Raw genomic sequence first — 11677 nt, 5'->3', positions numbered from 1 at the left:
GGTGTCGCCGGCCGCCGTGGTGTCCCGTGGAGTGACCGGCAGGGCCGGCTGGAAGTGGCGCTCATCGCCGGATTGGTACCAGGCCCCGTCGCCGCCCAGGGTCAGCACCGTCTCGCAGCCGGGCAGGCGGCGGGCGAGGCCGTTCAGCAGGGCCTCGGGCGGGGAGGCCTCGTCCAGGCCGGCCAGCCAGGCGGCCTCGCCGCGGTTGACGAACAGCAGCCGGCAGTGGGCCAGGGGCAACTCCAGCACCGCATCGCTCATCGGGGCCGGGTTGAAGGCGATGTTCAGGCCCGCCTCGGCAGCGCGCTCCATCACCCTGGACAGGGCATTGCACTCGTTCTGGGCCAGCAGCCAGTCTCCGGGAGAGGCCGTGGCGAAGTGCGCGTCGAGGTCCTGCTCCGTGGTGCCATGGTTGGCGCCCGGGAAAAGGATGATGGCGTTCTCGCCGCGGTCGTCCACCTGAATGATGGCATGGCCGCTGGGCTCGTCGACCAGGGCGATCGCTTCCACCTCCACGCCGGCACGGCCTAGCAGGTCACGAGCCCAGGCATCCTGGCGACCCAGGCGCCCCCAATGCCGGACCCGCCCGCCGGCACGCGCCATGGCCAGCGACTGGTTGGCCCCCTTGCCCCCCAGCCCGACCCGGTAGTCGCGGCTGGCGATGGTCTCCCCGGGACGCACCAGGTGGGGAACGCGATAGAAGTGGTCGAGATTAATGGAGCCGAAGTTGTGCAGCATGCGAGCCTCCATGCTCAGCCTTCCTGCCAGCCGCGCAGGTTGTCGGCGGTGAGGGCCACGATGCGCTGGCGGGCCTCGGGGGTGATCCAGGCGTTGTGGGGCGTGACGACCAGGTTGAGCGGCTCGCCCAGGGCGTCGAGCAGCGGGTGCCCGTCACGCGGCGGTTCCTCCGGCAGCACGTCGACGCCGAGCCCACCCAGGCGGCCCTGACGCAGGGCCTCGAGTGCCGCCTGCTCGTCGATGATCCCGCCCCGGGCGCAGTTGACCAGCAGGACGTCGGGCTTGAGGCTGGCGAGCAGGGCCTCGTCGACCAGGTGGCGGGTGGCCTCGGTGAGGGGGCAGTGCAGGCTGATCACGTCCGCCTCGGGCGCCAGGTCGCGAAGGCCGGGGCGACTGTCATGGGCCTCGTTGCCGGGGCGTGCGGCGAAGTCGACGTGCATGCCGAAGGCCTGGGCCAGGCGCGCCACCTTCGAGCCCAGCTCGCCCTGGCCAACGATCACCAGCCGCTTGCCTTCCAGCTGCAGGGTCGTGTGGTCCATCAGGCAGAAGAAGGGGCTCTCGTTCCAGCGTCCCCCGGCCACGTCGCGCTGGTAGAGGGGCAGCCGAGTGGCCAGGGCCAGCATCAGCATCAGGGTGTGCTGGGCCACGCTGGCCGTGCCGTAGGCGGTCACGTTCTTCACGGTGATGCCCAGGCGCTTGGCCGCGGCCATGTCGATGTTGTTGGTGCCGGTGGCCAGCACGCAGATCAGTCTGAGCGCGGGCAGGGCATCGAGGGTCCGGGCATCGAGCACCACCTTGTTGACAATGGCTACCTCGGCACCGGCGAGCCGCTCGGCGGCCTGCTCGCGCGTGCTCTGTTCATGCACGTCCAGGGTATCGAGGTGCTGGCGGATCGGGTCCAGGTCGATGTCGGGACCCAGGCTGGCGGCGTCGAGGATGACGGCTTTCATGCACATTTCCTTGTCGATGCAGGCGAGTCGGGCAACGGGCCTTGGCAGGGGTGGGCCTTGCCCGGCGCGACAGGCTATAATAGCCGGCTTTCGAGGCAGGCTTGGAATATCCGCGGGCCGGCCCTATATCGCACCACGGTAGCGCGAGGCGGTGGATGCCCCTGCCCGTGCTTGACCCATGGGTAATGTCATTACACCGGGAGTGATCAAACCATGCCCATCTACGAATACGAGTGCAAGGCCTGCGGCCACCGCCTGGAGAAGCTTCAGAAGATCAGCGCCGAGCCGCTGAGGGACTGCCCGGCCTGCGAGGCGGCCGAGCTCAATCGCCTGGTTTCCGCCGCCGGGTTCCGGCTGGCCGGCGGCGGCTGGTACGAGACCGATTTCAAGACCGGCAGCAAGAAGAACCTGGCCGGCGGCGAGGGCGGCAAGGCCGACAAGACGCCGAGCAAGGACGGGGCGGCGGCCTGAGCCGCCCGACCTTGCCTTTCACCACTTCACGCAACAGAACAGGATTTGACATGCGCAGCCATTATTGCGGCCAGCTTAACGAGACCCTGGTGGATCAGACGGTCACCCTGTGCGGCTGGGTCCACCGCCGCCGTGACCATGGGGGCGTGATCTTCCTCGACATGCGCGATCGCGACGGCATCGCCCAGGTCGTGGTCGACCCCGATACCGCCGAGGCCTTCGCCAATGCCGACCGCGCCCGCAGCGAGTATGTGCTGCGCATCGTCGGTCGCGTCAGGCTGCGTCCCGAGGGCACCCAGAACCCCAACATGCCCACCGGCATGATCGAGGTGCTGGCCAAGGAGGTGGAGGTCCTCAACACCGCCGCCACGCCGCCCTTCCAGCTCGACGAGCACGGCAAGGTGGGGGAGGAGGTGCGCCTCAAGCACCGCTACATCGACCTGCGCCGCCCGGAGATGATCGAGAAGCTGCGCCTGCGCTCGCGCATCTCCCATAGCGTGCGCGCCTTCCTCGAGGGCCAGGGCTTCCTGGACATCGAGACCCCGATCCTGACCCGCGCCACCCCCGAGGGCGCGCGCGACTACTTGGTGCCGAGCCGCACCCACCCGGGCAGCTTCTTCGCGCTGCCGCAGTCGCCGCAGCTGTTCAAGCAGCTGCTGATGGTGTCGGGCTTCGACCGCTACTACCAGATCGCCAAGTGCTTCCGCGACGAGGACCTGCGCGCCGACCGCCAGCCCGAGTTCACCCAGATCGACCTCGAGGCCTCCTTCGTCGAGGAGGAGGACATCATGTCGATCACCGAGGCGATGGTCCGCCAGCTCTTCCAGGAGGTGCTCGACGTCGAACTGCCCGCCTTCCCGCGCATGCCCTACGCCGAGGCCATGAGCCGCTTCGGCTCCGACAAGCCGGACCTGCGCATCCCGCTGGAGCTCACCGATGTCGATGACCTGATGAAGGACGTCGACTTCAAGGTCTTCTCCGGCCCGGCCAATGCCGAGGACGGTCGCGTCGCCGCCCTCAAGGTCAAGGGCGGCGCCAGCCTCTCCCGCAAGGAGATCGACGACTACACCCGGTTCGTCGGCATCTACGGCGCCCGCGGTCTGGCCTGGATCAAGGTCAACGAGCGGGCGAAGGGGCTCGAGGGGCTCCAGTCGCCCATCGTCAAGTTCATGGAGGGCGTGGTCGAAGAGTTGCTGGACCGGGTGGGCGCCGAGGACGGCGACATCATCTTCTTCGGTGCCGACAAGGCACGCATCGTCAACGAGGCCCTGGGGGCGCTGCGCGTGCGTCTCGGCGAGGACCTCGACCTCTATACCGCCGAGTGGGCCCCGCTGTGGGTGGTCGACTTCCCGATGTTCGAGGAGGACGGCAGCGCCCGCCTTCAGGCCCTGCACCACCCCTTCACCGCCCCGTCCTGCGACGCCGAGACCCTCAAGGCCCATCCGGCCTCCGCGCTCTCGCGGGCCTATGACATGGTGCTCAACGGCACCGAGCTGGGCGGCGGCTCGATCCGTATCCACGACCAGGCGATGCAGCAGACCGTGCTCGAGGTGCTGGGCATCGGCGAGGAGGAGGCCCGCGAGAAGTTCGGCTTCCTGCTCGACGCCCTGCAGTACGGCGCGCCACCCCATGGCGGCCTGGCCTTCGGCCTCGACCGGCTGGTGATGCTGATGAGCGGGGCGAAGACCATCCGCGAGGTGATCGCCTTCCCGAAGACCCAGAGCGCGGCCTGCCTGCTGACCGAGGCGCCGGGCGAGGTGAGCGCCGAGCAGCTCAAGGAGCTCAATATCCGCCTGCGCCAGAAGGCCAAGGCGGAGACCGCCGGCGAGTGACGGCGACCCCGACCCGATGACATTCCACCGGCGCCCCAGGGCGCCGGTGCTGTCTTGACATCCCGATTCGGCAAGGAGGACGCGATGGCAGGCCATAGCAAGTGGGCCAATATCAAGCACCGCAAGGCGGCACAGGACGCCAGGCGGGGCAAGATCTTCAACAAGCTGATCCGCGAGCTGAGCGTGGCGGCACGCCAGGGCGGGCCGGAGCCGGCCGACAACCCGCGACTGCGCGCCGCCATCGACAAGGCGCTGGCCAACAACATGACCAAGGAGGCCATCCAGCGGGCGGTGGACCGGGGGGCCGGCAATGCCGATGGCGACGCCATGGAGGAGTGCATCTACGAGGGCTATGGGCCCGAGGGGGTGGCGGTGATGGTCGAGTGCCTGACCGATAATCGCAATCGCACTGTCTCTGAAGTGCGACATGCCTTCGGCAAGCAGGGTGGCAACCTCGGCACCACCGGGTCGGTGGCCTTCATGTTCCATCGCCAGGGACGCCTGCTGCTGCCCGAGGGCGTCACCGAGGAGGCGGCCATCGAGGCCACCCTGGAGGCGGAGCCCGAGGAGATCGAGCGCCGCGACGATGGCCGCCTGGAGGTGGTCGCCACCCCCGACTCCTTCGGCCGGGTCAAGGATGCGCTGGTCGCGGCGGGGATCGAGCCCGAGCAGAGCGACGTGGGGCTCTATCCGGAAACCACCACGCCCATCACCGAACCGGAGCTCGCCGGCCGGGTCCTCAAGTTGCTCGACAGGCTCGAGGACCTGGACGATGTCCAGAACGTCACCACCAACGCGGAGTTCGCCGACGATGTCCTCGACCAGCTCGATTGAGTCTTGCCGATGCTGATCCTCGGCATCGACCCCGGCTCGCGGATCACCGGCTACGGCGTGTTGGATGTCACCACGCCGACGCCGCGCTACGTGGCCAGCGGCTGCATCCGCATCCAGGCCGATGACCTGGCCCAGCGCCTGGCCCAGGTCTATGCCGGAGTCGGCGAGCTGATCGCGGTGCATGCCCCCGGGGAGTTCGCCATCGAGCAGGTGTTCATGTCGAAGAATGCCGACTCCGCCCTCAAGCTCGGCCAGGCCCGGGGCACGGCCATCGTCTGCGCCGCCAATCATGGCCTGCCGGTCAGCGAGTACGGCCCTCGCCAGATCAAGCAGGCGGTGGCCGGCAGCGGCAGCGCCGACAAGGCCCAGGTGCAGCACATGGTGACGGCGATCCTCGGCCTTTCGGCCACGCCCCAGGCGGATGCCGCCGACGCCCTGGCCATCGCGCTCACCCATGCCCATGCCCGCCTGGGGCTGCTGCGCGAGGGGAGCTATGGCGGGCACCGCAGCCGTCGCAAGGGGGGCTCATGGCGCGACTTCCGCCCGTGACCCTGTCGCCGACAGGCGACGGTGGCACATTGTCGAACGCTGTTCCCCCGGGCTGGCATGCGGCTCGGGCGAACAGTATAGTGGCCCGGTGACGGCCCCGCGGGCCGCGATGGACTCCAACCCAAGGGACAGCGAACTTCCATGATAGGACGCCTGCGAGGCACCCTGCTCGAGAAACAGCCCCCCTGGATGGTGGTGGACGTGGCCGGTGTCGGCTACGAGCTGGAGGCCTCCATGACCACCCTGGTGGCCATGCCCGGCACCGGGGAGCCGGTATCGCTCTTCACCCACCTGACCATCCGGGATGATGCCCACCTGCTCTACGGCTTCGCCCGGGAGCAGGAGCGCTCGCTCTTCCGGGCACTGATCAAGGTCAACGGCATCGGCCCCAGGCTCGCCCTGGGCATCCTCTCCGGCATGGACGAGGAGGCCTTCGTGCGCTGCGTGATGGATGACGACGTCAAGGCGCTGACCCGGCTGCCCGGGGTGGGCAAGAAGACCGCCGAGCGGCTGATCATCGAGATGCGCGACCGCTTTCCCCACTGGGAACAGCCGGGCGAACTGGCCGTTGGTACCCAGGTACCGACTGGCAGCGTGTCGTCCGGGGCCACGGATCCTGTCGCCGATGCCGAGGCGGCGTTGGTCAGCCTCGGCTACAAGCCCGCCGAGGCGGCCCGCATGCTGGTCGGCCTCGAGGAGGCCGGCTCCACCGAGGCCATGATCAAGGCGGCGCTGACCCGCCGCCTCGCGGGGTGAACCGATGACGCCTCCACGCTTCCCGTCGATGCCGGACGTCCGCCATGCTCGAGAGTGATCGCCTGATCGCCGCCGACCCCCGGGACGGGGAGGGCGGCGCCGACCACGCCATCCGACCGAAGCGGCTGGCCGACTACATCGGCCAGCCTCGGGTGCGCGAGCAGCTCGACATCTTCATCAGCGCCGCCCGCGGCCGCGAGGAGAGCCTCGACCATACCCTGGTGTTCGGCCCGCCGGGACTCGGCAAGACGACGCTGGCCAACATCGTCGCCGCCGAGATGGGGGTGGGGCTCAAGTCCACCTCGGGGCCGGTGCTCGAGCGGGCCGGCGACCTCGCCGCCATGCTCACCAACCTGCAGCCCGGCGACGTGCTCTTCATCGACGAGATCCATCGCCTGTCGCCGGTGGTGGAGGAGATCCTCTATCCCGCCATGGAGGACTTCCAGCTCGACATCGTCATCGGCGAAGGGCCGGCGGCGCGCTCGATCAAGCTCGACCTCCCGCCCTTCACGCTGGTCGGCGCCACCACCCGGGCGGGCCTGCTGACCTCGCCGCTGCGCGACCGCTTCGGCATCGTCCAGCGCCTGGAGTTCTACAGCATCGACGAGCTCACCGAGATCGTGGTGCGCTCCGCCCGGCTGCTGGGGGTCGAGAGCGACCGGGAGGGCGCCCGGGAGGTCGCGCGCCGTTCCCGGGGCACCCCGCGCATCGCCAACCGGCTGCTGCGCCGGGTGCGCGACTTCGCCGAGGTGCGCGCACAGGGCCGCGTGGATGCCGAGATCGCCGACCTGGCGCTGAACATGCTCCACGTCGACCACCACGGTCTCGACCACATGGACCGGCGCCTGCTGCTGGCGATGATCGAGAAGTTCGACGGTGGCCCGGTGGGTATCGACTCCCTGGCCGCGGCGATCGGCGAGGAGCGCGACACCATCGAGGACGTCATCGAACCCTACCTGATCCAGCAGGGCCTGATGATGCGTACCGCCCGTGGCCGGGTGGTGACCCGTCAGGCCTGGCAACACTTCGACATGGCGCCCCACGAGCGGGCGCCCGACTAGCGGACCCCCACTCCCGTGACGACTGACCAAGACCGACGAGGATGCCCGTGAACGACTCCATGTCCATACCCCACCTGATCATGAACGCCAGCGGCGTGGTGCAGATGGTGATGCTGATCCTGGTGATCGGCTCCATCCTCTCCTGGGTGGTGATCTTCCAGCGCACCTTCGTGATGCGCCGGGCGCGCAAGGCCCATCGGGTCTTCGAGGAGCGCTTCTGGTCCGGCGTGGACCTCAACGAGCTCTATCGCGAGACGCCCGCCGAGCAGGAGACCCAGGGGGCCGAGCACGTCTTCCGTGCCGGCTTCCGGGAGTTCAACCGCCTGCTGGCCAAGACCCGCAGCCCCCAGGCGATCCTCGAGGGCGTCCAGCGCAGCATGCGCGTGGCCTGGTCCCGCGAGGAGGACCGCCTCAACCTGCACCTGGTATTCCTGGCCACCGTCGCCTCGGCCAGCCCCTACATCGGGCTGTTCGGCACCGTCTGGGGCATCATGGGCTCCTTCCAGTCCCTCTCCATGGCCCAGCAGGCGACCCTGGCCACGGTGGCCCCCTGGATCGCCGAGGCCCTGATCGCCACCGCCATGGGGCTGTTCGCGGCGATTCCGGCGGTGATCTTCTACAACCGGCTCTCCGCCGAGTCCGGTCGCCTGCTGGGCAAGTACGAGGACTTCGCCGAGGAGTTCCACTCCATCCTGCACCGCAACCTGCAGGGCCGGACCGACCCCGGCGCCGAGTGAAGGAGAGGCCGTCATGCTAGGACCCTTCAATCGTGGCGGGCGCAGCAAGCCCATGGGCGAGATCAACGTCGTGCCCTTCATCGACGTGATGCTGGTGCTGCTGGTGATCTTCATGATCACCGCGCCCATGCTCACCCAGGGCGTGCAGGTCGACCTGCCCCAGGTCAGCTCCGAACCCATCGAGGAGACCGAGGATCGTGATCCCATCAACGTCGCGGTTGAAAGCGACGGCCGGTATTCAATTTGGGTGGGCGATGACGAACCACGAGAGGTTGGCATTGACGAAATCGCCGAACGCGTGATCATCCTGCTGGAACGCCAGCCGGGCACCCCGGTGATGGTGCACGGCGATCGCAATGTCCCCTATGGCAAGGTGGTGACGCTGATGAGCACCCTGCAGACCGCGGGGGTGAGCAATGTCGGGCTGATCTCGGAACCGCCCCCCGGGGACAGTTGAGGAGCCCACATGGCCAGACATGACCGACGCGTGGGCTATGGCCTGCCGCTGGTGCTCGCCGTCGCCCTGCACCTGGCGATCCTGGCGGCCAGCGTGATCCGCTTTCCCGAGCGGGAGACCGAGCCGCCGAGCACCAATATCGTCCAGGCGACCCTCGTCAGCACCGAGACCACCACCGACCAGGCCCAGCGTGCCGAGGAGGCCCGTGCCCGGGCGGCGGCCCGCCAGGCCGAGGAGGAGGCCGCGGCGGCTGCCCAGGAAGAAGAAGCTCGCGAGGCAGAGGCCGAGGCCGTCGAGGCGGCGGAGGAAGCCGCCCGCCGGGCCGAGGAGGCCGAGCGGCAGCGCCAGGCGGAGGCCGAGGCCCGGGAGGAGGCTCGCCGGGCCGCCGAGGAGGAGGCCGCACGGCGTGCCGAGCAGGCCGAGGCGGAGGCCGAACGCCGGCGCCAGGCCGAAGCGGAAGCGGAAGCCGAACGTCAGCGCCAGGCCGAGGCGGAAGCCGAACGCCAGCGTCAGCGTCAGGCGGAGGCAGAAGCCGAGCGCCAGCGTCAGGCCGAAGCGGAGGCAGAAGCCGAGCGTCAGCGCCAGGCCGAGGCGGAAGCCGAGCGCCAGCGTCAGGCCGAGGAGCAGGCCCGCCGCGCCGCCGAGGCCGCCAGCCAGGGCCTGGATCGTGCCATCGAGGGCGAGGCCGACAGCGTGGCCAATGCCCGCCAGGCCAACGAGGCGGCCAACAGCTTCATCAACCTGGTGCGCCGGGCGGTGGAGCAGGCCTGGGTGATCCCGCCCAACGTGCCCGAGGGGGCCAGCGCCGAGATCTCGGTGCGGCTGGGCCCCTCGGGGGAGCTGTTCGCGGCTACCATTGGTCAGAGCAGTGGCAACAGCGCCTTCGACCGCTCTGCGGTCCAGGCCGTGGAGGCCGCCGCGCCCTTCGCCGAGCTGCGCGACTTGCCGGCCTCGGCCCAGCGCGACTACCGTCAATTCAACCTGCGATTCCGACCGGGGGATATCCGCTGATGAACATCCTGAAGACCACCTGGCTGGCCGCCATGCTGATGCTGTTCACCAGCCTGGCCCAGGCCGCCGACCTGACCATCGAGATCACCCGTGGCAGCGACCGTGCCACGCCCATCGCGATCGTGCCCTTCGCCGACGGCGACGACATGCCCCAGGACATCGCGCAGATCGTCTCCGATGACCTGGAGCGCAGCGGCTACTTCGAGCCGCTGGAGCGTCGCGCCATGTTCGAGCGACCCGCCTCGAGCGAGGAGGTGCGCTACGGCGACTGGCGCGCCCTGGACGTACGCTACCTGGTGGCGGGGCGGATCAGCCGCGAGGGCGATCAGTATCGCATCCGCTACGACCTGGTGGATATCAGCGGCGAACGCCGCCTGCTTGCCGAGACCGTGACCTCGGGTCACCAGGGGCTGCGCGACGCCGCCCACTACATCAGCGATCAGATCTTCGAGGAGATCACCGATATCCGCGGGGCCTTCTCGACCCGCATCGCCTACGTGACCTCCAGCGGCGTGGGGGACGATACCCAGTACGCTCTCCACGTGGCCGATGCCGACGGGCGCAACAGCCAGCAGATCCTCTCGTCCGACGAGCCGATCATGTCACCGGCCTGGTCGCCGGATGGCGGCAAGCTGGCCTATGTCTCCTTCGAGACCGAGCGCCCGGCGATCTATATCCAGGACATCGCCTCCGGCCGGCGCGTGCGTGCCACCTCCTTCGAGGGGCTCAACAGCGCCCCCACCTGGTCACCGGATGGCCGCCGCCTGGCGATGGCGCTCTCCAAGGATGGCCAGCCCGAGATCTACGTGATGGAGATCGGGTCGCGGGAGGTGCAGCGCATCACCAACAACTCCAGCATCGACACCGAGCCCGCCTGGTCGCCGGACAGTCGCAGCCTGCTGTTCACCTCGGATCGTAGCGGTGGTCCGCAGATCTATCGCGTCGAGCTGGGCAGCGGGGAGGAGGAGCGTCTCACCTTCACCGGCAACTACAATGCCCGGGCGCGCTTCGCGCCGGACGGCGAGGCGATCTTCCTGATCCATCGCGGCAGCAACGGCTACCAGGTGGCGCGCCAGGACCTGGAGAGCGGCCGCCTGGTGGCCCTGAGCGAGACGGGGCAGGCCGAATCGCCCAGTGTCGCGCCCAATGGCACCATGGTAATCTTCGCCACCCAGCAGGGCGGCAACGGCGTGCTGGGCGGGGTCTCCGCCGATGGGCGCGCCTCCTTCCGGCTGCCGGCGGCGCAGGGTGATGTCCGCGAACCCGCGTGGTCACCGTTTCTGAACTGATGTATCCAACAAGGAGTATCACGATGCAGCTCAAGCCCTATGCCAGAACCCTGGCCATTGCCCTGTCCCTGGCCTTCGTGGCCGGCTGTTCCAGCACGGGCGGCGGCCAGGACGGTGACCTGACGGGCGGCGCCGGCGGCACCGATCGCGGCGGCGTGTCCACGGGCGGCGCCGATGGCCGCGGCGTCAGCGGCGATCGCGCCGGCCAGCGAGCCGATGCCGACGGCCGCATCCCGGAGACCCGCACCATCTACTTCGAGTACGACAGCGATACCATTCGCAGCGAGTTCGAGCCGGTGCTGACCGCCCATGCCCGTTTCCTGCAGAACAACCCCAACGCCAGCGTCGTCCTGCAGGGCCACACCGACGAGCGGGGTACCCGCGAGTACAACCTGGCCCTGGGCGAGCGCCGCGCCGGCGCCGTCGAGCGCTACCTCAACGTCCAGGGCGTGTCGCCCTCCCAGGTCGAGGTGGTCAGCTACGGCGAGGAACGGCCGGCGGCACGTGGCCAGAACGAGCAGGCCTATGCCCAGAACCGTCGGGTGGTCTTCGCCTACTGAGCCGGGCCGACACGACGAGGGAGAAAGCGATGAGACACGGTCTGAAGGGACTGTGCGGTGCGGGAGCCCTGGTGCTCCCGCTGACCGTAGCGATGCCGCTCCTGGCGCAGCAGCCGGTGATCGAGGACCTCACCGGGCGATCGGGGTCCAGCAGCTTCTATGATCAGGCGGCCACCCGCGAGGAGGCCGGGGGCAGCCTGGTGATCTTCAACCAGGTCCAGCAGCACCAGGAGGAGATCCGCCAGCTGCGCGGCCAGGTGGAGGAGCTGCGCCACCAGCTGGAGCAGCTGCGCCGCCAGACTCGCCAGCAATACCTGGACATCGAGGATCGCCTGATGGCGGCGGGCAGTGGCGTCGACCAGGCCGCCCCGCCCGTGGACGAGGAGAGTGCCCGTCAGGTCGCCGAGACCCCGCCGCCGAGCGGCGACGATC

At 69.2% G+C, this 11677-nt stretch carries 14 protein-coding genes; 12 read left to right on the top strand and 2 right to left on the bottom strand.

All coding sequences use genetic code 11. The features are described from left to right. On the bottom strand, positions 1–738 hold a 738-nt coding region (locus SCI24_RS18685; protein WP_318726808.1), incomplete at its 3' end, for a ribokinase. Positions 739–752: 14 nt separating this feature from the next. Continuing rightward, positions 753–1688 carry a D-2-hydroxyacid dehydrogenase gene (locus SCI24_RS18680; RefSeq protein WP_318726807.1) on the bottom strand — a complete coding sequence of 312 codons (936 nt, stop codon included), beginning with the start codon at positions 1686–1688 and terminating at the stop codon, positions 753–755. Between the two features lie 213 nt (positions 1689–1901). Here SCI24_RS18680 and SCI24_RS18675 point away from each other — a divergent pair, with 213 nt between their 5' ends. The 12 genes from SCI24_RS18675 to SCI24_RS18620 form a co-directional block, all read left to right on the top strand. Continuing rightward, entirely contained in the window at positions 1902–2159 is a 258-nt protein-coding gene (locus SCI24_RS18675; protein WP_133634210.1) for an FmdB family zinc ribbon protein, read from the top strand. Between the two features lie 50 nt (positions 2160–2209). Further along, positions 2210–3991 (top strand): aspartate--tRNA ligase, encoded by a 1782-nt coding sequence (gene aspS / locus SCI24_RS18670; protein ID WP_318726806.1) that lies wholly within the window; start codon positions 2210–2212, stop codon positions 3989–3991. A gap of 84 nt (positions 3992–4075) precedes the next feature. Next, the gene (locus tag SCI24_RS18665; RefSeq protein WP_318726805.1) at positions 4076–4825 is read left to right on the top strand and encodes a YebC/PmpR family DNA-binding transcriptional regulator; all 750 of its coding nucleotides are present in this window, start codon (positions 4076–4078) and stop codon (positions 4823–4825) included. Positions 4826–4834: 9 nt separating this feature from the next. After that, a complete protein-coding gene (gene ruvC / locus SCI24_RS18660; protein WP_318726809.1) occupies positions 4835–5374 on the top strand; it encodes a crossover junction endodeoxyribonuclease RuvC in 540 nt (179 codons plus the stop codon). 141 nt (positions 5375–5515) lie between these two features. Beyond that, positions 5516–6130 carry a Holliday junction branch migration protein RuvA gene (gene ruvA, locus SCI24_RS18655; RefSeq protein WP_318726804.1) on the top strand — a complete coding sequence of 205 codons (615 nt, stop codon included), beginning with the start codon at positions 5516–5518 and terminating at the stop codon, positions 6128–6130. 44 nt (positions 6131–6174) lie between these two features. Next, positions 6175–7191 carry a Holliday junction branch migration DNA helicase RuvB gene (gene ruvB / locus SCI24_RS18650; protein ID WP_318726803.1) on the top strand — a complete coding sequence of 339 codons (1017 nt, stop codon included), beginning with the start codon at positions 6175–6177 and terminating at the stop codon, positions 7189–7191. A gap of 41 nt (positions 7192–7232) precedes the next feature. Continuing rightward, positions 7233–7928 (top strand): protein TolQ, encoded by a 696-nt coding sequence (gene tolQ, locus SCI24_RS18645; protein ID WP_412930192.1) that lies wholly within the window; start codon positions 7233–7235, stop codon positions 7926–7928. A 13-nt stretch (positions 7929–7941) separates the two neighbouring features. Next, positions 7942–8385: a protein TolR gene (tolR, locus tag SCI24_RS18640; protein ID WP_318726802.1), complete on the top strand. Its 444-nt coding sequence runs from the start codon at positions 7942–7944 to the stop codon at positions 8383–8385. A gap of 9 nt (positions 8386–8394) precedes the next feature. Beyond that, on the top strand, positions 8395–9396 hold the full coding sequence (gene tolA / locus SCI24_RS18635) for a cell envelope integrity protein TolA (protein WP_318726801.1): 1002 nt from the start codon (positions 8395–8397) through the stop codon (positions 9394–9396). Continuing rightward, on the top strand, positions 9396–10685 hold the full coding sequence (gene tolB / locus SCI24_RS18630) for a Tol-Pal system beta propeller repeat protein TolB (RefSeq protein ID WP_318726800.1): 1290 nt from the start codon (positions 9396–9398) through the stop codon (positions 10683–10685). The genes tolA and tolB overlap by 1 nt, the downstream gene beginning before the upstream one ends. Before the next feature lie 23 nt (positions 10686–10708). Then, on the top strand, positions 10709–11245 hold the full coding sequence (gene pal, locus SCI24_RS18625) for a peptidoglycan-associated lipoprotein Pal (protein ID WP_318726799.1): 537 nt from the start codon (positions 10709–10711) through the stop codon (positions 11243–11245). Between the two features lie 29 nt (positions 11246–11274). Continuing rightward, the coding region (locus tag SCI24_RS18620; protein WP_318726798.1) for a YbgF trimerization domain-containing protein at positions 11275–11677 on the top strand (403 nt) is incomplete at its 3' end.

The organism is Halomonas sp., from assembly GCF_033549285.1.
GTDB lineage: Bacteria > Pseudomonadota > Gammaproteobacteria > Pseudomonadales > Halomonadaceae > Halomonas.
This window is presented reverse-complemented; position numbering and strand designations above follow the sequence as displayed.

What these genes read in the sequence shown, in the direction of transcription:
- SCI24_RS18680 (WP_318726807.1), bottom strand. Translation starts at nt 1,688, where the DNA reads ATGAAAGCCGTCATCCTCGACGCCGCCAGCCTGGGTCCCGACATCGAC.
- SCI24_RS18675 (WP_133634210.1), top strand. Translation starts at nt 1,902, where the DNA reads ATGCCCATCTACGAATACGAGTGCAAGGCCTGCGGCCACCGCCTGGAG.
- aspS (WP_318726806.1), top strand. Translation starts at nt 2,210, where the DNA reads ATGCGCAGCCATTATTGCGGCCAGCTTAACGAGACCCTGGTGGATCAG.
- SCI24_RS18665 (WP_318726805.1), top strand. Translation starts at nt 4,076, where the DNA reads ATGGCAGGCCATAGCAAGTGGGCCAATATCAAGCACCGCAAGGCGGCA.
- ruvC (WP_318726809.1), top strand. Translation starts at nt 4,835, where the DNA reads ATGCTGATCCTCGGCATCGACCCCGGCTCGCGGATCACCGGCTACGGC.
- ruvA (WP_318726804.1), top strand. Translation starts at nt 5,516, where the DNA reads ATGATAGGACGCCTGCGAGGCACCCTGCTCGAGAAACAGCCCCCCTGG.
- ruvB (WP_318726803.1), top strand. Translation starts at nt 6,175, where the DNA reads ATGCTCGAGAGTGATCGCCTGATCGCCGCCGACCCCCGGGACGGGGAG.
- tolQ (WP_412930192.1), top strand. Translation starts at nt 7,233, where the DNA reads ATGCCCGTGAACGACTCCATGTCCATACCCCACCTGATCATGAACGCC.
- tolR (WP_318726802.1), top strand. Translation starts at nt 7,942, where the DNA reads ATGCTAGGACCCTTCAATCGTGGCGGGCGCAGCAAGCCCATGGGCGAG.
- tolA (WP_318726801.1), top strand. Translation starts at nt 8,395, where the DNA reads ATGGCCAGACATGACCGACGCGTGGGCTATGGCCTGCCGCTGGTGCTC.
- tolB (WP_318726800.1), top strand. Translation starts at nt 9,396, where the DNA reads ATGAACATCCTGAAGACCACCTGGCTGGCCGCCATGCTGATGCTGTTC.
- pal (WP_318726799.1), top strand. Translation starts at nt 10,709, where the DNA reads ATGCAGCTCAAGCCCTATGCCAGAACCCTGGCCATTGCCCTGTCCCTG.